This is a genomic window from bacterium (genome assembly GCA_035549195.1).
In the GTDB taxonomy this organism is placed as follows: domain Bacteria; phylum Oederibacteriota; class Muellerivitia; order Muellerivitales; family Muellerivitaceae; genus DASZRK01.
In genome coordinates this window covers 107,732-129,632 of sequence record DASZRK010000080.1, presented here as the reverse complement: position 1 = coordinate 129,632, position 21,901 = coordinate 107,732, and the positions used below count along the sequence as shown (strand labels likewise).

Genomic DNA, 21,901 nt, shown 5'->3' with positions numbered 1-21,901 from the left:
CGGGGCTATTTGACCTTGATCGCCTGGAAGATGGCCCGCAAGGAAACGTTATCGGGGGCCAATACGAAATAGCCCGCGATCTCCTGCTGATCATCCAAGAAGCGCGTTTCGATGAGGATCACCTTCGAATCCTTATCCAGGCCCTGGGTCACCGTGGAAAGAAGGGCACCCGCCATGTCGAAAACAAGTGTCGGCACGGAGATCAACAGGAGCATTCCCAGGAATTCGTTCAAGGCGCTCAAGTAAGCGCCGGTCAAGATGTTCCCTGCCTCCTTGATGGCGGAATGGCCCATCTCCGACAGGATCTTGCTGGTTCCCAGGGGCTGTTTCAAGAGCATGTCGGCCAAATGAAGGGCCGAATCCCGCGGGAACAAGAGGATGATCTTCCCCGTGGCATCGCCCAGGATGGAAAGGATCAAACCCGCCACCAGCGTGTTCGGATCCCCCATCACCTGGGAGATCTCCGAAAGGGGGATGATGTTCGCCTTCGGGACCGTGATGGAGATCCGTTTTCCCAGCAGTTGGGACAGGGCCGTCGCGCCATGACCGGCGCCGATATTGCCCACCTCTTTGATGGCATCGACCTGGGTCGGTGTCATCTCATCAAGATTGGGGAGCATGGGTAAGGTCCTTTTCCACGTCACTATGGTCGACCTGAAAGCGCTTATCTTTGAAATCCTCGACCAAGCCGTTCACATCCAGGATCAGGGCTATCTTACCATTCCCCAGGATCGTGGCCCCCGAAAAACCCCGGATCCCCTTCAAAAGCGGGTCCATGGGCTTAATGGCGATCTCCTGCTGGCCGATCACCTCGTCCACTTTCAACCCCACTCGGGAATCCCCGACCTCGGCGATGAGGACCGTTTCCAGCCCCGAAGGGTCGTCCCCGGGGTCTCCCTCCATTTCCAGGAGTTCCGCCAAGGGATAGTAGGGCACCACGTCCTCCCGCAGGATCAGGGCCTGTCGCTGCTGGATATCCTTCTTATCCGACAATGGGACATCCAGGGTTTCGATGATGTTGGTGACAGGAACGGCGAACACCTCCCCGGCACAGCGGACCATCAGGGCCTTGATGATGGCCAAGGTCAGCGGAAACCGGAGGATAAAGCTGGTCCCCACACTTTTCTTGCTTTGGATCCGCAGGGTCCCTCCCAGGGCCTCCACTTTGGTCTTGGCCACATCCACTCCGACCCCACGCCCCGAAATGCGCGTCGCGTTGTCCAGGGTCGAAAAACCCGGCAAGGCGATCAACCGGATGGATTCTTCATCGGTCAGGCGGGCCGCATCCTCTGGGGTCAGCAGGCCCTTGGCTACCGATTTTTGGCGTACTTGGTCCGGATCGATGCCCCTTCCATCGTCCGAAATGGTGATGACCACATAAGCCCTTTCCCGACGTGCCTGGAGCCGGATGGTCCCCATGGGTTCTTTGCCTTCCTGGACACGGAAGTCGGGGACCTCGATGCCATGATCGACGGCGTTACGGAGAAGATGGACCAAAGGTTCGCTCATTTCCTCGAGCACCGTCCTGTCCAGTTCGACCTCCCCACCGTCCATCTCAAGATCGACTTGTTTTCCAAGTCCTTTGGCCAGGTCCCGGACCATCCGCGGGAATCGGTCGAATATCTGTTTCACCGGCATGAGACGAACCTTCATGATCTCGTCCTGGAGCTCATCGGTCACGTGATGGAGTTGGGAGAGAGGTCCGTCCAATTCCTTCAAGGATTGGGTCGATGCGATCTGTTCGAAACGGATCTTCGAAATGACCAGTTCCTGGACCAGTGCCATCAATTTATCCAGTTTGGTGGTGTGGACGCGGACCGTCGGGAGCAAGGAGGACCGTTCCTCGACATCGCCTTTTCCGTTCTCCGCCGCCAAGGGGGACGCGTGTCCCGGTTCCGTCGCTGGCTCTTTTTTTCCCGTCGGCCCCATCTTGAATTCATCGATACGGACCGAAGCGACTTCCCCGATGCCCGTCAGGCCATCGCGGATCCTTTCGGCGGAGCAATCGGTCACGACCACCAGGAGGAACCGGTCCTTGAAAAGCCCTTTCTCGATCTCCTCGGGGGAAGGTTCGCTATGGACGATCTCCCCAAGGCCGTTGATGGCTTTGAGGACCATGAAGGCCCGGACTTCCTTGAATTGACACTCCGGAACCAGCTGGACGGCCACCTGCAAGATGGAAAAGCCGTTCCTCTTGGCTTGCGAAAGGATCTCCGTTTCTTCCGCCGAGAACTGGAAGGCGGGCAACGGTGCGGCCGACTCGGCGCGTCCCGGCTCCCCTTCAGAAGCGCCCCGGCGAAGCACTTTCATGGCCTCTTCCAGGGACTCCTCCTCGATGAAATCCTGCCTGGAAAGTGCATCCACCCATTTTTCCAGTTGATCCAGGCAGAGGAAAAGGGCATCCATGAGCCGGGTGCTCAACTCTTCCTTCCCGGAACGGATCGGATCCAGGACCGATTCCATCTCATGGGTCAATCGGACCATGGGTTCGTATCCCATGGTCGCCGCCATGCCCTTGAGTGTGTGGGCGGACCGAAAGACCTCCTTGATCGGTTCACCCTGGGCCGGATCCTTCTCCAGTTGGACCAGGGAATTGTTGAGGTTCGACAGGTATTCCCTGGCCTCCGAAAGGAACAGTTCCTTGTAATCCGACGTGTTCATGCCGACCCCTTTGAGGACTTCGGCCATTTTAACAAAAGCCCCGGAAAGTCCTTAGGACAGACTTCGGGACCACGCTTTTTGTGGAAAAGGGATGGATCCGGATCGGAAGAGCTTCGAAGGGTCCGCGCCTTTGGCCCGGCAGCCGCCTGTCTCAAAACCCCTTGGTTTTCACAAGGACCATATTGATCTCATCGGCCATGGCCGCCAGGGGGACCTGTCGGGTGACGACCCCCGCTTCGACCGCCGATTTCGGCATCCCGTAAACCACGCAGCTTTCTGCGTCCTGGGCGAAGGTTGTGCCACCCGCCTTTTGAATGGCCCCCAAACCCAGGGTTCCGTCCTTTCCCATGCCCGTCAAGACGATGCCCAAACACTGGCCCCGAGTCGCCTTGGCCATCGAGGTCAACATGAGATCGGCACAAGGCTTCACACCCAGTCGCGGGGGTTGGTCGTCGAAGTTGAACCGGAACCGCCCCGGCGATCCTTCAATGATCAAATGCGTCCCGGTCGGGGCCACATAAGCCCTTCCCCCCAAGAGAACGCCCCCATGAATCGCTTCTTCCACCTGAACGTCGGTGACTTCGGACAAACGACGGGCCAAGGCTTGGGTAAAGCCCGATGAAATATGCTGGACCACGACGAAAGAGGCCGTCGGGTGGGTTTTCACCCCTTCAAAAAGTTCGTGGAGGGCCTTGGGCCCTCCCGTCGAAGATGCGACTCCCACCAGGAAGGTCGCGGGACGTTCGAGCGGGCTGGGCGGGATCTTAGGGATTCTCGTTCGTTCGGTCCCAGGGGCCTCCGGGGACCGGGCGACCGGCTTACTGATGGAAGCGACCTTTATCTTCTCGACCAATTCCGGCTCCAGGAGCCGGATGTTTTCCAAGGCCCTTCCCGATGGTTTCGCCACGCAATCCACCGCACCCAGTTCGAGGGCCTTCAGGGCGGTCTCGGTCCCTTTTGCCGTATGGCTGGAGACCATGATGACCGGGGTCGGGCATTCGGCCATGATGGCACGCAGGGCGTCCAATCCGTTCAACTTCGGCATCTCAAAATCCAAGGTCACGACGTCCGGCTTGAGGCGCCTTGTCTTTTCCAAGCCCTCTTGACCGTCGGAAGCGGTGCCGATCACCTCGATCTGGGGGGCCGATTCGGACAAAAGGTCCTTCAGGACCTTCCTCATGAAAAAGGAGTCGTCGACGATGAGGACACGGATGGTTGGAGGAAGCGAAGAAGGCATGACCTTCCTTCAATGAAGGACGTTAACCGCCCATGACCCGCCGAAGGGCCTCATGGACCCTTGGGGGTTGGAATGGCTTGATGATGAAGTCACGGGCACCGGCTTGGATCGAATCGATCACCATGCTTTGCTGGCCCATGGCGCTTACCATGATGATCCGAGCCTCGGGATCGAAGGACCGGATGGTTTTGACCGCCTCGATCCCGTCCATGTCCGGCATGACGATGTCCATCGTCACCAGGTCCGGTCGGATCTTCTTGTAAAGCTCGACCGCGTCCCGGCCGTTCTCGGCTTCACCGGCAAGCTCGAAACCGTCCTTCAGGATGATCCCCTTTAAAAGGGACCGCATGAAGGACGAATCGTCCACGAACATGATCTTATGCCCCACGAGCGCTCCCGATCATCGGGTTACCCCGTTCTTTCCCCCAAAAACGTTCCCAACCGGCTTGCCCAAAGACCTGGTCCAGGTCCAGGAACACGATGGTCCTTTTGCCCAATTTTAATGTTTTCAGGATGAATTCCATACCGATTTCAAGGATCGAACCTGGGGGCGATTCCAAGGCGTCCTCGGGGGCCCTGAGGACCTCCAGGACGCGGTCCACCAGGAATCCCACCGATTGGGTCCCCAATTCGACGACGAGGATCCGGGAATCATCCGTCGGGTCCAGGACCGGCATTTTGAAGGCACGCCGGAGATCGACCACCGGAAGCACCCGCCCCCGAAGATTGATGACGCCCACGACCGCAGGTGGAGCCTTGGGGACCAAAGTCATCTCCCCCGGGCGTATGATCTCCCGCAAGCGTTGGATGGGGAGCGCCAGCTCGCAAGCCGAAAGCTGGAAGATGACCCACTGGGCACCCGCGGATGATGGGACCGTTGAAATACTTTCCGGCACAGGTCTCCCCTTTAGATCCATTCACTGGAACGGTTCAATCTTCGTATCTCCAGGCGCCCGTCCTTCAGGTCGAAAAGGATCGTCCGCCCCTGATCGCCTCCGGTCCGCTCGGCTAAGATGGGGATCCCCATCTCGGTGAGTTTCTCACGGACCGCAGCGGCATTCCGGACCCCAATGGAGACTGTGGCCTGGGGGAGGAAAGAGAACATGTTGGCGCCACCGACCAATTTGGCCACCAAACGCTCCCGGACCGCGCCTTGCCGGAGCAATCCTTCCACAAGGGCCGGAACGGCGGTGTCCGCGAATTTCCCGGGCAAGTGGACCTTCGAACTGAGCCGACTGGATGGGAGCATCACATGCGCCAACCCCCCGGAGCGGACGGCGGGATCATAAAGGGCCACGCCCACACAGGATCCGAGCCCGTAGATCATCAGGTTCTGTGGTTCCGATCCAACCCTGAAATCAGCGATACCGACCGCGATCGGCCCCTCAGTCATTTTCGGGAAGTCCGAGGGACCGGGCCAAAGAAGAGAACAGTCTCTTCAAGGACCCCGCCTCTGGGAGCAGGAAAAAGCTTCCGGTCAATTGATCGTTGCTCTCCATGAATTCGGTCTCGATCAAGATGGCCACATCATCCTTTTGATCGAGCTCAACAAGGACCGTGTCCAGGACGGCCTGGGCCATGTCCAGCACCAGGTGCGGGACCCCATGGATCATCTGGACATGGACCATCCGGAACAAGGCGCTCAGATAGGCCCCGGTGAGGATGCTGCCCAGTTCCTTCAGGGCGGATTGACCGATCTCGGAAAGATGGAAAGGGTCGGCATCCCGTTGACCCACCAACATCGCGGATAGGTCCATGACCTTTTCCAGGGGAAATAGGATCAGGGCCACCCCACAAAGGTCACCATAGACGGGCATATGGACGGCCGCCACGTTCTGCTGCACCCCGCCGAGGAATTCCCCGATATCCTCCGTTTTGAGGACCAGGACCTTGGTGACCGACATATCGACCCGTCGGCCGACCATTTGGGAAAGGGCGGTCGCCGCGTTCCCGGCCCCGACATTGCCGATCTCGCGGAGGGCATCCAGTTGAAAATCGTTGAAAAGGGGTTTCTCCGCGCCCAAGGCTCCTCCTTAAGGAACGGCGTGGATCAGCCGATGACCTTCTTGACCGCTTCCAGGACATTCGAGGGTTGGAAGGGTTTGACGATGAAATCCTTGGCCCCGGCTTGGATCGCCTCCACCACCAGGGACTGTTGGCCCATGGAGCTGCACATCAGGACCTTGGCCGACGGGTTCAATTTGACGATCTCCTTGACCGCGTCGATCCCGCCCATTTCCGGCATGATGATGTCCATGATCACCAGGTCGGGTTTCAGGGCCTTGAACTGTTCGATGGCCTTCGCGCCGTTCTCGGCCTCTCCGGCGACCTCGTAACCCGCGCCCACCAGGATGTTCTTGAGCATCATCCGCATAAAGGACGCATCGTCCACCAGCATGACCCGTTGAGCCACGGTCCAACCTCCAAAGGATTTTCAAGCCGTTCGACCCCGAAAAGCGATCCTCGATGTTAATGGTTTTCATCCTGGTTGAAAACCCTTTTCAACCCGCCCTAAAGGGCCATTTCTCCCCGTTCCCCGGTCCGGACCCGGATCACCTCGTCCAAGGGGAGGATAAAGAACTTGCCGTCCCCGATCCGCCCGGTCCGCACGGTCTCGAGGAGCAGGTCCACCACCGCCTCGATCTCCTCATCCGGAAGGGCGATCTCCAGCCGGACACGGGGTTGATATTGGACCTTGTAATCCCCTCCCCGAAGTGAATCCACCTGGACCTTTTGATAGCCATAACCGGAGGCCTCGGAAAGGGTCACACCCCTTATCCCGGATTCCCAAAGGACCTTTCGGACCTGTTCGATCTTCTTCGTCGGGATCATGCAGACCAATAATTTCATGAAGATCCTCGCCTATTTGATGAGTTTCGAGACGCTGGCGCTCGGCGAGACTTGAAGTTCCTTTTTCCAAGCCTGGACCTGTTGGATCGCGTCGATGCATTGAAGGACTTTTTCCTCATCAGGCTGGGACGAGTCCAGGTATTTCTGGAACTCTTGGATCGCTTCATCCCACCAGCTCTTCGAGCGATAGACCTGCCCAAGATGAAAATGGATCTCGGAGAGCTCCGGACGCAGTTCCTGGGTCTTTTTCAATTCAACCAGGGCCTCATCCCACCACTGGCGCCGGATGTAGACCTTGCTCAGTTGAAGATGGGCTTCGGGGAATTTCGGGTCACAGGATACCGCCCGCGCCAGGATCTTGACCGCCTCGTCCAAGGATTCCATTTGGAGATAAGCCTCTCCCAAGCTGGTCAATGCTTCTTGGTTCTTGGGGGTGAGATGGATGGTTTCCTGGAACTCGCGGACCGCTTCCGCGTATTGCCCCGTGGTCTTGTAAAGGGACCCCAAGTTGAAATGGAGCGCCGGATTCTCGGGATCGGCCATGATCTGCTTGATCAATTGCTCCGAAGCCTCGGACAAGGCGCTTTTCTTCTTCATGGCCACTTGAAGGTTGTTCTGGGCGGTTTTGTAATCGGGCTCGATGGCCACCGCCCGTTTGAAGGCCTCAATGGCCTTCTCGTAATGACCTTGTTTGAAATGGACCACCCCCAGGTTGTTGAAGGCCTTGGCATAATTGGGGTTCAGATCGATGGCCTGTTGGTAATGTTTGAGCGCTTCCGGGATCATCCCGGCGTTCTTGTAGGCCACACCTAGGCTGTTATGGATGATGGGATTCTTGGGATCGAACTCCATGGCCTTTTTGTACTCGGCAATGGCCTCTTCGAAACGTCCCTTATCCGCCAAGGCGAGTCCCAGGTAGGTCAGGGCTTCGGCGCTCGACGCAATGGAGACGTTCAACTCCACGGCCTGGGATATCTCCCGGATGGCCTCGTCAAAAAGGCTGACCTTGTAGTAATAGACACCGAGATAGTAGTGGGCCTCGGCATTCTGGGGATCGATCTCGAGTGCTTGGCGCACCTGTTGGGTCGCTTTTTCGCTTTCTCCCATCTTGAAATAGGTCACCCCGAGCTCGAAATGGGCCATGCTCGAACCTGGCACCAGATCAATGGCTTTTTGAAGGTGGTCCGCCGCCTGGTCGGTGCGATTCAGTTCCCGCAACGCGATCCCCGCCTGGATGTAGTTCTCGACTACCTGGGGCGCCAATTGGATGGCCCTCTGGGAGGCAATGAGGGAGTCCTCCAGCTGGCCTTTCAGTAGATAGACCTCACCCAGGGCCCGATAAAGCCTTTCCTCCCCCGGCATGGCCTCGATCGCCCTTTTGTATTCACGAACGGCCTCGTCCATGAGGCCTTTCCCCCGATAAGCGGAGGCCAGGCTCAGGTAGGTCTCCACGCCGCTTGGGCCTTGCGGTTGGGCGGCCAATTTTTCCGCCATTTTCTCCTCGAGCGACTTCGGACGGTCGATGGTCAAGAGGGCTTGGGCGCCTTGCCCGAAATTCGGGTTGAGTTCGGCCGCCTTTTTGAACTCCCGTTCCGCCTCTTCGATCATGTTCTTGTCGCCATAGACAAAGCTCAAATTGTAATGAGCGGTGGCGTATTCGGGGTTCAAGGAGATCGCCTTCTTGAACTCGATCATGCTCTCGTTGATCATCGCCTTCTTGTAGTAGATCTCGCCCAGGTTATTGTGGAGGTCGGCGAAAAAGGGGTTCTTGTCGATGGCCGTCCTGAACTCGACCATGGCATCATCGAAACGCCCCAGGCATTTGTAAGCGATCCCCAGATAGTTCCGGGCGTAAGGATGGTCCGGGTTCAGGTCCAAAGCCCTTCGGTATTCCTCGGCCGCCCTCTCGAACTCGCCAAGATAACGCAGCGCACCCGCGAGGTTGTAATGGGCTTCGGCATCCTGGGGGAACATCTGGATGGATTTGCGGTAGGCTTCCACCGAGCGGTCCAGGAGCCCGGTTTGGCGGTTAACGGCCTTCAAATTCTCCTGGGCTTGCGGGTTCTCGGGGTCCACCTCAAGGGCCGTTTTGAACTCCTTGACAGCTTCCGCATACATCCCCTTGGAATAGTAAAAAACACCCAGGTTATTGTGGGTGGAGGCGTCACCCTGATCGCTTCCATTGGCCATCTCACGCAGTGTCTTGGTTTCAGGACGGGAAGGCATGACCAACCTCGGAGGGCGGCAAGGATAGACCGTGTTCTTCGAACAATTTATCCGGATTCATGATGGAATAAAGGTCTTCCTTTATTTTACCCAAACAGTAATACAAATCGTTCTTTTTCCCCAGTAAATAGGGCGGCAAGGGCTCGATCTGGTCGATCTTGAACCGGGCCACTTCCCGCACTTGATCCACCCAGAGGATGAAGGGTTGCCCCTTATGCTCAAGCACCACGAACCAAGTTCCGGAGGCGGTTCCCGGCGGCTCCATGCCGAGAAAGGCACGGAAAGAAACGACCGCCAGGGATTTCCCGCGCAACAGGAAGGTCCCGATCCACGGCAAGGCGGACCTGTCCCAAGGCAGGACTTCGCCGTATTTAAGGACCTCCCTGACCCGGAAGGTCTCGATGCCGAACCACTCGCTCGCCACCCGGAAGGTGAGCGCGGTCATTCCTTGCATGACCTGCAGGATATCCCTTTCCTCAACGAAACCGAGGCGGACAAGGACCTTTCCAATGGGTTCGTGGGTCCTTTTTTGCTCGGCCAAGGCGACCTGGATCTGCCGAAAGGTGATCTTGCCGGCCTGCCGGAGCAACTCGCCCAGGGATTTCTCTTGTGGCTTCATTGGATCGGATTTTCCTTGGCGATTCGGATGTTGTTCTTGAGTATCTCGTTGGTAGGGTCGATGGAAAGGGCCTTCTCCCAAAGGGTCAGGGCGGAGGATTTGTCGCCCTTCTTCAAGTGCAGGTTCCCCAGTTTGACCAGGGAATCCAAATGGTTCGGGTTCAGTTCCAGCAAACGGGAATATTCCTGCTGCGCTTCGGCCAAACGCCCCATTTTGTAGTTCAAATTGGCCAGGTTGTCTAGGACAAGCACATCGTTCGGATTGATGGCCTTCGCCATCTGGTATTCCTCAAGGGCTTTTTGCAATTCACCCTGTTTATCGTAGATATAACCGAGAACGTTATGGATGCTGGCATCCCGGGGATTGATCTCCATGACCTTCCGGTACATTTGGATGGCCTCGTCGTGTTGGCCCCTGCCCGCGTAAATCATCCCAAGTTTCAGGTAGACTTCCGCATTGCGGGGATTTTTTTCCAAGGCGACCTTCAAAACCTCCAGCGCCCTGTCGTATTGACCCATCGACATCAGGCATTGTCCCAATTTCAAGTGGACCTCAGGCTCCATGGGATTGATCCGTGCGGCTTCCTGGTACCGTTCAATGGCTTCGGTGTAGCGACCTTTTTGAAAGTAAACATTCCCGAGAATGGAGTGGACCGCCGCGTGCCGGGGGTTGATGGAAATGGCCCGCTCATAGGCCTCGATAGCCCCATCCCCATCACCGGCCTGCTCCAGGGCAAAGCCCATTTTGAAATAGATCTCGGCATTGCTCGGGTTGATCTCGATGTAGCGCCGGAATTGCCCCACCGACTCCTTGTATTTTCCCATCTTGGACAGCACATTCCCCAGGTTGTTGTAGAGTCCCGCATCTCCCGGATTGATCTCCAAGGATTTCTCGAATTCGACCACTGACTCCGGATATTTGCCCTGGGCTTCCAACAATAACCCAAGCTTGCAATGAGCATTAAGATTCAAGGGGTTCCCTTCCAGACATTCCCGATAATACTTCTCCGCCTCGGCATAATTCCCGACATTGGTGAAAAGACCCGCCAACTGGAAAAAGATCTCCCCATCCTTGGGGCTCAATTCCAAGGCCTTGCGGAATTCGATGATCGCGTCCTCAAAACGCCTGGAAAGGGCGAAAGCCTTCCCGAGATTGATGTGATCCAGCGCTTTATCCATTTTTTCCCTCGGATCCGGTGACCGTCCCCTCGTTCTCGACGGCCCTGTAGATGCGATGCCGGATATCCACACATTTGAAGAAGCGGCGCGAAGGCCCCAAGAGAGTCTCGGTGAGCCCAAGGACCAAATATCCCCCCGGCGCCAAGGCCTTGTGAAACCCTTCATAGATGCCCTGTTGCTGCACGGCCGTCAAATAGATGAGCATGTTCCTGCAAAAGATCATCTGGAACTCGTTCATGGAAGGGCCCCAAGGGCCCAAGAGGTCATGGGTCCGGAATTGCACTTTTTGACGGAGTTCACGGGCGATCCTCAAATGCCCGCCCTCCTTCACGAACCAACGGGCCACCTGGTCACGAGGCAATTTCGCAACGGACTCGACCGGATATTCCGCCCTTTCGGCGGTCCGGACGCTTACCGGATCGATGTCGGTGCCCAGGATGCCGAACCCCATCCCCAGGGGCGGGGCCCACTCTTGCAAAAGGATCGCCAACGAATAGGGTTCTTCGCCCGTACTACAGCCCGCGCACCAGACGCGGATGTTCTTGTTTACATTCCCCGCGAACAGCGGAAGGACCGTCTGCCGGAGCGATCGAAAGACCTCTGGATCCCGGAAGAATTCGGTCACATGGATCGTAAGCCGCTCAAGGAGCCTGCCCATCTCCTTGGGATCCCTTTGAAGGAGATGGTAATACTCAGAGAAGGACCCTTTCTCCATGGCGCGCATCCTCACCGCGATGCGCCTCTTGATATAGTTCGGTTTGTAATGGTTCCCGTCGAAACCTTTCGATCTTAGGAGCAATTCCAGGATCCGTCGGAAAAAGGGATCCTCTTGGACGTCGGTCTTCATTCCAACAGGATCCGGGGCAAGCGCGCCTCAAGGCCGATAAACGGCTTGGAAACCGGCTTCGATGGGCTCATGACTGGTCAAGATGGTGGCGATGGAGCATTCCGGACCGCAATAAAGCACCTGGGCGACCCCAGTGGGGATCCCCAGGTCTTCCTTGTCGAACTCCCCCTGGTGTACCTCGAACAAGGAAAATTTCTGGCCTTCGACCACCCCTTTTTTGCTTCCGGCCGTGATAAGGATGTGATCCGAAGCGCTGAAATGGCCCCTAGCACCGTCCAGCCCTGCCACATAAGCCCTGATGGGCTGGTCCGGCAACGGTTTTTTGATCTGGGCTCGTTTCCATCTTTTGACCTCATTTTCATAGGGAACTACCTGATCACCCGCCATGAATGGTTTGAAACTTTTCTTCACCACCACTAAATGGCGGAGTTTCTGGACTTCGATGACCTCGACCAAGCCAAGATTTTCCACCTGGAATCCCAAGTGTCCCAAATGAAGTTCCTGGATCGATCGGTCGCAACGGTAAACAAAAAAGAGGTCCCCTTTTTTGACCGGATAGCGGGCGGCATCGATATCGACCGCCGATTTTTGCCCCACCGTAAAATTTTCCACATTCCCGATCCCCACGACCGTCCCAATCCCCTGGACTTCGGTGGGATCCCCCACCAAGTACCCCGCCTGCACAAAGGAAAAGAAATTGACCTTATCGCTGACCCGGACCCGTGGCCTGGGCTTCTGGGTCCCCATCTTTTCCTCCGGTCCCACCGTTCCTTCGCCGGTCACCGACGTTGGAGCGACCGTCGGAGGTGCCGTAGGCGCCAAGGTCGGTTCCGGTAAAGGCGTCGGCGTGGAAGTCGGGATCACTTTTTCAACGGGGGCTTTTTCGGCCGGAGAGATCACCACCGTCGGGGTCCCGGTCGGTTCGTCCTCGTCGCTTTCCACTTCGATCGTCGCGGCCCAAACCGGACGCGCCAAAAGCATCACCAATACCAAGACCCAAAAGGACCCAAAGACCTTTTTCTCAGTGGGCATAATTCACCTCGTCGTAAAGTTGTTTGGCCTTTGTTCGCCATTCTTCCTGATCCGAATATTTATCGATGATGGTCTGCAGGTATGGCAATGCCTGCTTACGAACACCGGTGGCATAAGAAGAATTACTGATGTCCAGGGCGACATAATAAAGGGCAGGCGCGCACAACTCGGCCTTTTCAGGATATTGCTGATAAAGTTGCAGATAAATGGACTCCGCCCTTTGGTCGCTTCCCATGATGTCGCACCAACGCGCGGTCCTGTAGAGGACCAAGGGTGCATCCGGATCCTTAGGGTTTTCCTTCACCCAATCCAAGGCCTGTCCGGCCACTATGCCCGTGTTCAGAACAACGACAAAAACCGCGATCAAGATCAAAGCGCCAATGATCAATTTCTTCATGAAGAACGGAACCCCTTTCCTGCGTCTTTAACTGATCTTCGAGAAGATGCCGCTCAAGGTGCTCTTTTTGATCTTGGCCTCTTCGATCTTCTTTTGCAGCCGCTCATTGGACGGATCCAGCTCAAGGGCCTGGCCCCAGATCCGCATGGCCTGGTCCAGGTTGTTGGAATCAAAGGCTTGTCTGCCGTCGTTGTAGAATTTTTCGACCGCCTGTTGGATGGCGCCCTTCACCACCCCGAGCTGTTGGATGGCTTCGGGATGCCCCGGGGACAGCCTCAAGGTCTTGGTATATTCTTTTTGGGCCGTGACCAGATCGCCCATTTGGAAGGAACGGCCCGCCTCCTGGACGATCTCGACGATCTGCTGCTCCAGCATTTGGGTCGATTTTTGAAGGTACGCGTTCAAATAGGCATTCCCTTCCGCCTTCGTCAGGGCCTTCTTGAAGAAATCAATGGCGGTCTGGAAGTCGCTGCGCACATAGGACCGCACCCCCTGCTCGAAAAGGGCCAGGACCTGGTCCTTTTCGGGATTTCCGTCCAAACCATCCACGCCGAAGGATAGCAATTTGGCGATGCCTTGCTGGAGGTATCGGGCCACATCCTCCAAATCCGAATTGATGTCATAAGCTTTGTTCCAAGAAACCAGGGCCCCCAAGAGATCCCCCGCCTTGTAAAGTTCAATGGCCGACTGGTTGTAACCATCCGCCTTGACCTTGGCTTGTTCCTTTTGGAGGGCGGTCTTCATGTTCCTTTGAAGGACCCGGGCCTGTTCGTTCTCCGGATCCACCATCAAGGCCTGCTCAACGAACGCCAAAGCTCCCGCAAAATCATTTTGGCTCTGGGCATTGAGGGCGGCTTGATAGAACTCCCGAGCCTTGGATCGATTCTCCATCTCCTCTTGGATGGCCTTCAGATATCCCTGCGCCTGCTTGTTCTCCGAGTCGACCTCCAAGGCTTTTTGGAATTCAATGATCGCGGCTTGGTGTTTCCCTTCCCGGTACATTTGGAGACCGGCTTTGATGTTGGAAGTCGCGTCCTTCTTTTTTTCGGTCTTGTCATCCATTTCCCGGATTTTCGCCATCAGGACATTGGCTTCCTTATGATCGGGAACCTCTTGAAGGACCCGCTTCAATTCGCCCCTCGCCTCGTCATAGCGCCGCTTATCGAAGTAATCCTGTGCCTTCCGCAACCAACCCGAAAGCCGTTCCTTTTGTTGGGAATTTTCCATTTGGGAGATCAGGGATTGGGCCGAGGCCTTGGAGGACGAAATACCCTTGAGCCCAAGGTCGATCTCGCTAGGGGAAGAAGCCTGCTCCAAGGCGCTTTCCCTCGTGATCATCCCGGAACGGACCAATTGAATGAGGGACTGGTCGAAGGTCTGCATGCCATATTGGCTGTTCCCTTCCGCTATGAACTGACGGATCGATGAGACCTTCCCTTCCGCAATGAGGGATTTGATGGTCGGGGTAACGATCATGATCTCGCAGGCCGGGACCACGCCAACGCCATCGGCCTTATTGACCAAACGTTGGGAAATGACCGCCCGCAGGGTACCTGATAATTGGACCCGGATCTGGTTCTGCTGCTCCGGCTGGAAAAAGTCCAGGATGCGCTCGATGGTCTGGACCGTGTCCAATGTGTGCAGAGTGGAAAGGACCAAATGGCCTGTTTCGGCCGCGGAAATGGCCGCCGAGACCGTTTCCGTATCACGCATCTCACCAATGAGGATGATATCTGGGTCCTGCCGCAGGACATATTTCAGGGCAGCCTTGAAACTTTCCGTGTCCAGCCCGACCTCGCGTTGGGTGATGCTGGACTTCTTGTCCGGATGGACGAATTCGATGGGGTCCTCGATCGTGACGATGTGGGCCGCCCGGTTGGTATTCATCTCGTTGATGAGGGAAGCCAGGGTGGTCGATTTCCCCGATCCTGTGATGCCGACCACCAGGATGAGGCCGCGCTGTTCCAGGGCGATCTGCTTGAGGACCGCCGTGGGCATATTGATGTCCTCGATCCTCGGGATCCGTTGGGGAATGACCCGCATGATGATCTCAGGAAGGCCTCTCTGCCACATGGCATTGGTCCGGAACCGGGCCAATCCCTCCACCGCATAGGCCAGATCCACCTCATGGTGGTCCTCAAAGAACAACTTTTGTTGCTTTTCATCCATCAGGTAGGAGGCGATCTCGGCAAGATCTTGGGAGGTCAGGAGGGTCTCGCCTTGGGGGGTCAGGTCACCGTCGATACGGAAAAGAGGAAAGGCGCCCGCCTTTAAGTGGACGTCCGAGGCCTTCTTTTCCACCATGGAATAGAGCAGTTGATGAAGGTCCATTCCTTCTCCCAAAGGGCGTTCAAATGCGTCGTTTCAACGGTGGCATTATATCAACGGGGGTTGAAAAAACCGAACCTTTTGGCTTTTTTAGGGCCGCGCAGACCCAGCGGCGAGTCGGTAATAGGCAAGAATGCCCAGGGAGGCCGTATCCATGGGTATGGGATCGGTCACCCTGATCCGGTAAGAGTTTTCCCCGCTGGAAAGGAACTTGTTCTTCGTTGCCGTCGCCTGAGTCGTGATAAGCCCCAAGGAACGCCAAGCCCCCGGCATCTCCAAGAGCGCCCCTCCCATTTTCCATCGTCCCAACGAATAACAGAATGGATGCGCGGCGCCCAGATCGGCCAGACCTTGGAGTCGTTCTTGGAAAACGGATGTTCTCCGGACAAGAGCGGCGATCCCCGGCGATTGGTCCGCGAGCTGTTTCCAGCCCCAACCATGGACCAGGAAGACCGCAGGCTCAAAAATGACATCCTCCCTCCTCTTCTCGGCGATCCTTTGATACCAGACCGACATGACATAAGGGTCCCCTTCCGCCAAAAGGACCGAACCCCGCGGCAGATCCTGAAGGACATTGACGCCGAAATCGGACGCCAATAGATATCCCATTTTATCCTCCGCCCGTAGGACCGAACCATCCCACACCAAGAGGGCCAGGCCCATCCCCAGGAAGAAGAACAGGATCCCCCTCTTTTCTTTCACCCGATCCTCAAAGCACCTGAGACCAACCACGGCCAAGAGCGCCAAGGCCACGCTTATCGAAACCAAATAAACGGGGACCAAATAGGTATTTTGATCTTCGTGGATCAACAAGACCCCCATCAGAACGGGTCCGGCCCAAAGCAGGGTCTTCCAGAACCAGGTCTTCCGTTTATAAAAAAGCCAACCGATCCCCACCACACCCATCGGGACGAGGAGGGGAAAAACACCCCGGGCAAAGAAGCGGACCATTTCCAGGAAACTTTTGGAATAAAAATCGAATGGTTGGACCCAATGTTCCACCTGAGAAACCAATTTGCGGGAGAGGACCCAATAAAAAAGGGATGGATGAACGGGATAACCCCAGGAAGGCACACAATCCTGGATCGCTCTCAACGGCAGCAGAAGGTAGACCGAAAGCCCCACGATCCCCAGAACCGAACCCACCAAAAGGATGCGGAGACCAGGCCATTTTCCCCACCGACCCCAGTTCCAAACCACCAGGGGACTCCAAAGGACCATGGTTTGCCAATGATTGGCCATTCCGATCGCCCAAAGGAACATCGTCGCCCCGACCGTCCCCGTTCCGCTCCGGTCGGACGAACCGACCCGCATCAAAAGACAGACCAAGAAAAGGTTCAAGGCATAGACCACCCCTTTGGCCGTGAGTGCCTGGGCCACAAAAGCGTGGATCGAGAACAGTAAAAGAACGAAGAAGATCCTGTCTCGAAAGGCCGAAGCCAGGGATGGTTCTTTTCCTCGGAGTGAATTCAAAAGGGGAAAGGAGACCCATACTGCCGCCAGGAGAAGCCCTTCCGACAACAGGTTCATCCGAAAGGCTGGCGTCCCCACCGGCAACCAATTCATGATATGGCCCAGCAAGACCACCCATGGATATCCCGGGGGATGGGGTATCCCCAGGCCCACCGCCGCCGCGACCATTTCACCGCTGTCATCGGCCATCAATCCAGGGTTTTGGATCCGCAGAAGGATCCCCCAAAGGACCAAGAGGATGCCCGCGTCCAGCCACCCGGCCGTGAAGGATTTGCCATTCACCGAACGACCGCCCATCGTCCCCCCTATCGATCGTTCAACGAGCGCCAATATTCAACCTGGGCTTCCTTGTTCAAGGGGTCCAGGACCAGGGCCGCATGGAACGCTTCCCGGGCCCTCAATTTGTCCCCCATTTTTTTCATGAGTTTCCCCAGGCTCAACTGGGCTTGCAATTGTTTGGGGTTCAAGACCACCGAAGCCTCCAAAAGATCCTGCGCTTCTTTCGACCGCCCTTCCTTATCGTAGATCTTCGAAAGTTGGTATTGGGAATTGGCCAATTCGGCGTCCAAATGAATGATGCGGTCCAAAAGCTCCACCGTCCGGTCCTCGCGCCCCGAGACCCTTGAATCGTCCAATTCCCTCAAAAGTTCGGCGATCCGGGCTGGATGGCTCTTCAGGGTCGCCTCGAAATCCAGTTGGGCCGCCTCCAGCATGTTCTTTTGGGAATAAAGCCACGCCAAATGGTCCTGGGCCTCTTTGAAACTTGGGTCCAATTTCAAGGCGCGGTCGAAGGACCGGATTGCTTCCGAATAAAGCCCCCGTTCCATCAGGTCCAGACCCATTTGATTGAAGCCCTCCACATAGGATCCAAAATAGTGTTGGGTCCAGGGATCCTTGATCGTTCCGGCCTTCGGCAGACCCACCAGGTCGTAACGGGCCGGGACCCCTTCGGGATCGGGTCCCTTGGAAGGATCGGACACGAAAAGACGGACCAGGCCCAAAGAATAGCTCGGCAGTCCCTTCCCGATGGGAAAGGGCTCGTCCAAGAGCAAGTTCCATTGGCCCCAGTTGTCCCGAATGAACCGGTCCAAGTTCCCTTTAGGTTCGCCGCCCGCCCGCGAGAATAGGATCTCCGGCTCCTTTTCAATGGCTTCAGCCGCGAACCATTTTTTCCCGAGGTAGTCCTCGTTCAAGATCACCGAATGCGTCACCAGGCCCAGCGACCTTTGGGTCGCCACACAGGCCCAATTCTGGAACGGATCCCGGCAGATCAAGAGGGAGCGGGGACCCATGGTCCGCAAGAGGTTCTCCGCATGCTGGGCGGGAAAGTAGAAATCGCTCCTCCAAAATCCTTGGCCCTGCCACAAGGCGGCGCCGATCAGGCCAAAAAAAAGGATCAGAGCCCCCAAAGTTCCCCTCAGTGGTTTTTTGGAGCGTTGGTCCAAGGATCCCATGGCTTTTTCCAAGCCCTGGTCAAAGAAAAAGGCCGCCTCCGCCAGGAACCAAAGAAAGGTCGGCCCCAATGTTTCCGTTGTGCGGGAGGCGAACAGGATGCCGCCAAGGCCTGAAAGGACCCAAACCCAAAAGGTGTTTCCCGGGGTCATCCCGCTACGGCCTTTTTTGACCAAAAGTCCGAAACCCAAAAGGCTGAGGATGGCTCCGACCAAGATCGATCCACCGGACCATCCCGTCCAGTCCAAGACCGACCTCCAAGCCGGTGCGTCTTGGGCCCAATGCGCCGTCCAAACCTCCCGCCACTGGAACAAAAGGGTCCGGAAAGGGGACTTTCCTCCCCAGGATGGGAACACCTTGTCCGCGCGAAAAAAAAGCCAAAGATAGGGGGTCAACCCCGCCACAACGCATAGCAGACCCTTCCACACCGGGGTCTCGGAAACTTCTTGGCGGCCCCAAACAGCCAGGATCCCCAATAGGCCCCAGATGGGATGGACCGAAAAAAGAAGAGCGGCCAGGAAAGTGACCGTGAGCCATGGCTTTTCATCCCTGTTCAGACAGCCCCGAAGCAGGAGATAAAGGAAAAATCCAAGGGATGCCGGAAGGCCCGAGGCCAAGGTTCCCAGGTTCCAAAAGGGCGTGCTGATGGCGAGCACCATACCCATCAGGAGGGTGATGGACCAAACCTGGAGGTTTTGTTTCGGAGAGCGATGGAACGACTCGGCGGCCCAACATCCGAGCCCAGCGGCCAGGAATGCGGCTGAAGCCAACGGAAGCAGGGACATGTCCCCTGGGCCGAAAAGATGGACGGTCGTTTGTCCGACCAGATAGCTCAATGGGGACCAAAGCGGTTCCACCACCGTTCCTTCTTGGACCGCCGTCCAGAAGGACGGATCCTTCCCCCAAAAAAAGGTCGGCATCCTGGAAAGAAAATAGATCGTCCCGCTGAAAAGAAAGGTCCCGAACGCGGCCATCAAGGCTGGCAGGGAGGGCCCGGAACCCCTGAGGACGCCGGAAGCCAAGAGGAACATAAAAAAAGAACCGAGGATAAGGACCGAACCCTGTCCCATCTTGCCCATGGAAAAGAGATACCATCCCCAGGGGCCCAGACCGAAGGCGGCGAACCAAAGAAGACCGTTGAAACGCCCCCCCCGCTCTTCCCATAGGCGGGCGTTCTCCTCAGCCGCCAGGTCCTCAATCGAGCGCATGGAGGTTCCGCCAGATGAGGGCCATGCCCTTTTGGGTCAGGTCCGGATCGATATGGTCAAAAAGTCCCGAAGAACGGAAAAGTCGGCACCAGCCGCCGGTGGCGATGGCGGGTGCCCGGGGGCCTATTTCCCGGCGTATCTCCCGAAGAAGTTCCCGCGTCGTGCCGATGGCCCCGTAATAGACGCCGGAACGGACCGCGGCTTCCGTCGTCCGCCCGACCACTTGGTGGGTCCTCTCAAAAGGGACCATGGGAATCTTGGCTGTGAAATCATGCAGTGCCCGGAGGGATATCCCGATACCCGGCAGAATGGCCCCACCCACATAGGCCCCCCTCCGGTCCACCACATCGAAGGTCGTCCCCGTCCCATAGTCCACGACAATGGAGGGTTGGCCATAGAGCTCCCGGGCCGCCACTGCGTTGGCCAAACGGTCCGCGCCTGCCTGGGAGGGCTTGAGCACCCCGACCCGCCCCCCCAAAGGGCTCCGGTGGGTCACGAAATGGGGTTCCAGGCCCAAAATCTTTTGCGAGGACTTCCGAAGGAGAGGGTCCAAAGGCGGCACCACGCTGGCGATCAGAAAACCCTCCACCCTCTTTCGCTTGGCCAGTTTCCCGAAGAATGAAGGGGGCCCCATGCGTGTCCGGAGTCGCGCGGTCGGCACCCACAGCCGGGAAAGGATGCGGCTCCCTTCCATCAAGGAGGCGACGGTACGGGTATTCCCAACCAGTAAGGTCCAGATCACGCGATCCCCTTGTGGCCCTTGGCCCGAAAGGTGACATCCCCGGAAAGGACCCTTTGGACCTCTCCGGTCTTGAGACTCAGGAGAAGGGCCCCGTTACGGTCCAAGCCCAAGGCCATACCCGTGATGCTCCGCTTGCCTTGGGTGAGCCGCACCTCCCGGCCCAGCGTCACGTTCCTCTTTCCCCATTGTTCGCTCAACCGGTCGATCCGTCCATGGAGAAGGTCCTCGTACCCTTCCTCCAGATGATCCAGGAGCCGGCCCAGGAGCTTCTGCCGGTCCCAGGTCCTCTTCGTGGCCATTTGAAGGCTGGTCGCGGCCTTCCGAAGTCCGGGCGGAAAATCCTTCGCGACCTGGTTCACATTGAGCCCCACTCCCAATACGATCGACGGCCTATTATCCCGGGAAGGACCCACTTCGGTCAAAATCCCGCAAACCTTCTTGTCGTTCAAGAGCAGGTCGTTGGGCCACTTGATCCCCGCCCGGACCCGGAAGGTCTCCAGGCATCGGGCCACCGCCACCGCGGCCATCAAGGTCACCCAAGGAAGGTCCTTGGGCGACGATCGGGGCCGTAGAAGCAGGGAAAAAGCCAAGGCCCGTCCCGGCGGGGTGATCCAACGGCGCCCCTGCCTTCCCCTGCCCCGGGTCTGGGAATCGGCCTGGACCACCGTCCCTTCGGGATAACCCTGGGCCGCCAGGTCCAACAAGAGACGGTTGGTCGAATCGATCTCGGAAAAGGAAAGAAGGACGGAGCCGAACCGGCCGGCGCGGATGGCCGGGCCCAAGGTCGTCCTCCGGAAGGGGTTCAAAGGGGATGGAACTCCAGCGAAAAATCCAGGGACGGGGCCGAATGGGTCAGGGAGCCCGAGGAGAACCGGTCCGCCTTCAAGGCGGCATAACGATGGATGTTGGACAGGGTCAGCCCACCCGAGACCTCGACCCCCATTTTCCCCTTCACCAGGGCCAGGACCTTTTTCAACAGACGCGGATCGGCATTATCCACCAGGATCATGTCGGCCCCGGCCCTTAGGGCTTCGGAGGCTTCCACGAAATCTTCCACTTCGACCTCGATGAATTCCCCCGGGCCGTATCTTTTCCGGGCGGCCCGGACCGAAGCATAGACCCCGCCGCCTAATTTCAGGTGATTGTCCTTGATGAGCACTTGAGAGGCCAAATTGAACCGATGGTTCAACCCGCCGCCCACCCGAACCGCATAACGCTCCAACTCGCGCCACAGGGGGGTGGTCTTTCGGGTGTCATAGAGACGCGCAATTCCCAATTTTTCCCGGAACCTCCGGGTCAGGGTGGCGATCCCCGAAAGCCTGCTCAAAAGGTTCAAAGCGGTCCTTTCGGCCGACAGGAGACCCCGGGCCTTCCCTTCGATCCAAAGGGCCCTTTGTCCGGCCTTCAATCTTTGACCGTCACGGGCAAGGGGCCGGAACTTGGCCCGGGGCTCCATCAGCCGCAAGGTTTCAATAAAGAAAGGCAATCCCGCCAGCACACCGTTCGATTTGCAAAGAAGTTCGACCCGGGCCCTGGCACCCGCAGGCACCACCCCCCTGGTGGTCCGGTCGGCCCAAGCGCCATCCTCCCGGAGGGCCTTCTGGAGCAGCGGCCGAATTTCCTGGAGCCCGGGGGCCTGGAGGGTCCTCAA

21 protein-coding genes are annotated in these 21,901 nt (G+C 57.4%); all 21 read right to left on the bottom strand.

Features of this window, described 5'->3' with window-relative positions:
- Positions 1–5: 5 nt before the first annotated feature.
- The 21 genes from VHE12_14470 to nadC all read right to left on the bottom strand — a co-directional run bounded on the left by VHE12_14470 (position 6) and on the right by nadC (position 21,901).
- Positions 6–620 (bottom strand): chemotaxis protein CheC, encoded by a 615-nt coding sequence (locus VHE12_14470; GenBank protein HVZ81989.1) that lies wholly within the window; start codon positions 618–620, stop codon positions 6–8.
- The gene (locus tag VHE12_14465) at positions 604–2,661 is read right to left on the bottom strand and encodes a chemotaxis protein CheA (GenBank protein ID HVZ81988.1); all 2,058 of its coding nucleotides are present in this window, start codon (positions 2,659–2,661) and stop codon (positions 604–606) included. The genes VHE12_14470 and VHE12_14465 overlap by 17 nt, the downstream gene beginning before the upstream one ends.
- A gap of 151 nt (positions 2,662–2,812) precedes the next feature.
- Positions 2,813–3,898, bottom strand: coding sequence for a chemotaxis response regulator protein-glutamate methylesterase (locus VHE12_14460; GenBank protein HVZ81987.1), 1,086 nt, complete (start codon positions 3,896–3,898; stop codon positions 2,813–2,815).
- 22 nt (positions 3,899–3,920) lie between these two features.
- Positions 3,921–4,271: a response regulator gene (locus VHE12_14455; protein HVZ81986.1), complete on the bottom strand. Its 351-nt coding sequence runs from the start codon at positions 4,269–4,271 to the stop codon at positions 3,921–3,923.
- Positions 4,272–4,275: 4 nt separating this feature from the next.
- Positions 4,276–4,794 (bottom strand): chemotaxis protein CheW, encoded by a 519-nt coding sequence (locus VHE12_14450; protein ID HVZ81985.1) that lies wholly within the window; start codon positions 4,792–4,794, stop codon positions 4,276–4,278.
- Positions 4,795–4,805: 11 nt separating this feature from the next.
- Complete coding sequence (locus VHE12_14445; protein HVZ81984.1) at positions 4,806–5,225, bottom strand: chemotaxis protein CheD; 420 nt, start codon at positions 5,223–5,225, stop codon at positions 4,806–4,808.
- Positions 5,226–5,283: 58 nt separating this feature from the next.
- Entirely contained in the window at positions 5,284–5,922 is a 639-nt protein-coding gene (locus VHE12_14440; protein ID HVZ81983.1) for a chemotaxis protein CheC, read from the bottom strand.
- Positions 5,923–5,948: 26 nt separating this feature from the next.
- The gene (locus VHE12_14435; protein HVZ81982.1) at positions 5,949–6,311 is read right to left on the bottom strand and encodes a response regulator; all 363 of its coding nucleotides are present in this window, start codon (positions 6,309–6,311) and stop codon (positions 5,949–5,951) included.
- A 98-nt stretch (positions 6,312–6,409) separates the two neighbouring features.
- A complete protein-coding gene (locus VHE12_14430) occupies positions 6,410–6,748 on the bottom strand; it encodes a P-II family nitrogen regulator (protein ID HVZ81981.1) in 339 nt (112 codons plus the stop codon).
- Positions 6,749–6,760: 12 nt separating this feature from the next.
- Positions 6,761–8,974: a tetratricopeptide repeat protein gene (locus VHE12_14425; GenBank protein HVZ81980.1), complete on the bottom strand. Its 2,214-nt coding sequence runs from the start codon at positions 8,972–8,974 to the stop codon at positions 6,761–6,763.
- The gene (locus tag VHE12_14420) at positions 8,958–9,593 is read right to left on the bottom strand and encodes a chemotaxis protein CheW (GenBank protein HVZ81979.1); all 636 of its coding nucleotides are present in this window, start codon (positions 9,591–9,593) and stop codon (positions 8,958–8,960) included. The genes VHE12_14425 and VHE12_14420 overlap by 17 nt, the downstream gene beginning before the upstream one ends.
- Positions 9,590–10,771: a tetratricopeptide repeat protein gene (locus tag VHE12_14415; GenBank protein HVZ81978.1), complete on the bottom strand. Its 1,182-nt coding sequence runs from the start codon at positions 10,769–10,771 to the stop codon at positions 9,590–9,592. Before VHE12_14415 ends, VHE12_14420 begins: the two co-directional genes overlap by 4 nt.
- Positions 10,764–11,618: a protein-glutamate O-methyltransferase CheR gene (locus tag VHE12_14410; GenBank protein ID HVZ81977.1), complete on the bottom strand. Its 855-nt coding sequence runs from the start codon at positions 11,616–11,618 to the stop codon at positions 10,764–10,766. Before VHE12_14410 ends, VHE12_14415 begins: the two co-directional genes overlap by 8 nt.
- Before the next feature lie 27 nt (positions 11,619–11,645).
- On the bottom strand, positions 11,646–12,650 hold the full coding sequence (locus VHE12_14405) for a hypothetical protein (GenBank protein HVZ81976.1): 1,005 nt from the start codon (positions 12,648–12,650) through the stop codon (positions 11,646–11,648).
- Positions 12,640–13,047 carry a hypothetical protein gene (locus VHE12_14400; protein ID HVZ81975.1) on the bottom strand — a complete coding sequence of 136 codons (408 nt, stop codon included), beginning with the start codon at positions 13,045–13,047 and terminating at the stop codon, positions 12,640–12,642. Before VHE12_14400 ends, VHE12_14405 begins: the two co-directional genes overlap by 11 nt.
- 27 nt (positions 13,048–13,074) lie before the next feature.
- Entirely contained in the window at positions 13,075–15,378 is a 2,304-nt protein-coding gene (locus VHE12_14395) for a PilT/PilU family type 4a pilus ATPase (GenBank protein HVZ81974.1), read from the bottom strand.
- Positions 15,379–15,465: 87 nt separating this feature from the next.
- Entirely contained in the window at positions 15,466–17,145 is a 1,680-nt protein-coding gene (locus tag VHE12_14390; protein HVZ81973.1) for a DUF2723 domain-containing protein, read from the bottom strand.
- A gap of 8 nt (positions 17,146–17,153) precedes the next feature.
- Complete coding sequence (locus VHE12_14385) at positions 17,154–19,508, bottom strand: tetratricopeptide repeat protein (protein ID HVZ81972.1); 2,355 nt, start codon at positions 19,506–19,508, stop codon at positions 17,154–17,156.
- Positions 19,495–20,250, bottom strand: a complete 756-nt coding sequence (locus VHE12_14380; GenBank protein HVZ81971.1) for a type III pantothenate kinase — start codon at positions 20,248–20,250, stop codon at positions 19,495–19,497. The genes VHE12_14385 and VHE12_14380 overlap by 14 nt, the downstream gene beginning before the upstream one ends.
- Positions 20,247–21,032: a biotin--[acetyl-CoA-carboxylase] ligase gene (locus tag VHE12_14375; protein HVZ81970.1), complete on the bottom strand. Its 786-nt coding sequence runs from the start codon at positions 21,030–21,032 to the stop codon at positions 20,247–20,249. The genes VHE12_14380 and VHE12_14375 overlap by 4 nt, the downstream gene beginning before the upstream one ends.
- A gap of 20 nt (positions 21,033–21,052) precedes the next feature.
- Entirely contained in the window at positions 21,053–21,901 is an 849-nt protein-coding gene (nadC, locus tag VHE12_14370; GenBank protein ID HVZ81969.1) for a carboxylating nicotinate-nucleotide diphosphorylase, read from the bottom strand.

Coding starts and splice junctions, on each gene's coding strand:
- VHE12_14395 (HVZ81974.1), bottom strand. CDS start 15,378: ATGGACCTTCATCAACTGCTCTATTCCATGGTGGAAAAGAAGGCCTCG.
- VHE12_14415 (HVZ81978.1), bottom strand. CDS start 10,771: ATGGATAAAGCGCTGGATCACATCAATCTCGGGAAGGCTTTCGCCCTT.
- VHE12_14405 (HVZ81976.1), bottom strand. CDS start 12,650: ATGCCCACTGAGAAAAAGGTCTTTGGGTCCTTTTGGGTCTTGGTATTG.
- VHE12_14390 (HVZ81973.1), bottom strand. CDS start 17,145: ATGGGCGGTCGTTCGGTGAATGGCAAATCCTTCACGGCCGGGTGGCTG.
- VHE12_14425 (HVZ81980.1), bottom strand. CDS start 8,974: ATGCCTTCCCGTCCTGAAACCAAGACACTGCGTGAGATGGCCAATGGA.
- VHE12_14445 (HVZ81984.1), bottom strand. CDS start 5,225: ATGATCTACGGGCTCGGATCCTGTGTGGGCGTGGCCCTTTATGATCCC.
- VHE12_14470 (HVZ81989.1), bottom strand. CDS start 620: ATGCTCCCCAATCTTGATGAGATGACACCGACCCAGGTCGATGCCATC.
- VHE12_14460 (HVZ81987.1), bottom strand. CDS start 3,898: ATGCCTTCTTCGCTTCCTCCAACCATCCGTGTCCTCATCGTCGACGAC.
- VHE12_14400 (HVZ81975.1), bottom strand. CDS start 13,047: ATGAAGAAATTGATCATTGGCGCTTTGATCTTGATCGCGGTTTTTGTC.
- VHE12_14420 (HVZ81979.1), bottom strand. CDS start 9,593: ATGAAGCCACAAGAGAAATCCCTGGGCGAGTTGCTCCGGCAGGCCGGC.
- VHE12_14385 (HVZ81972.1), bottom strand. CDS start 19,508: ATGCGCTCGATTGAGGACCTGGCGGCTGAGGAGAACGCCCGCCTATGG.
- VHE12_14410 (HVZ81977.1), bottom strand. CDS start 11,618: ATGAAGACCGACGTCCAAGAGGATCCCTTTTTCCGACGGATCCTGGAA.
- VHE12_14430 (HVZ81981.1), bottom strand. CDS start 6,748: ATGAAATTATTGGTCTGCATGATCCCGACGAAGAAGATCGAACAGGTC.
- VHE12_14465 (HVZ81988.1), bottom strand. CDS start 2,661: ATGAACACGTCGGATTACAAGGAACTGTTCCTTTCGGAGGCCAGGGAA.
- VHE12_14455 (HVZ81986.1), bottom strand. CDS start 4,271: ATGTTCGTGGACGATTCGTCCTTCATGCGGTCCCTTTTAAAGGGGATC.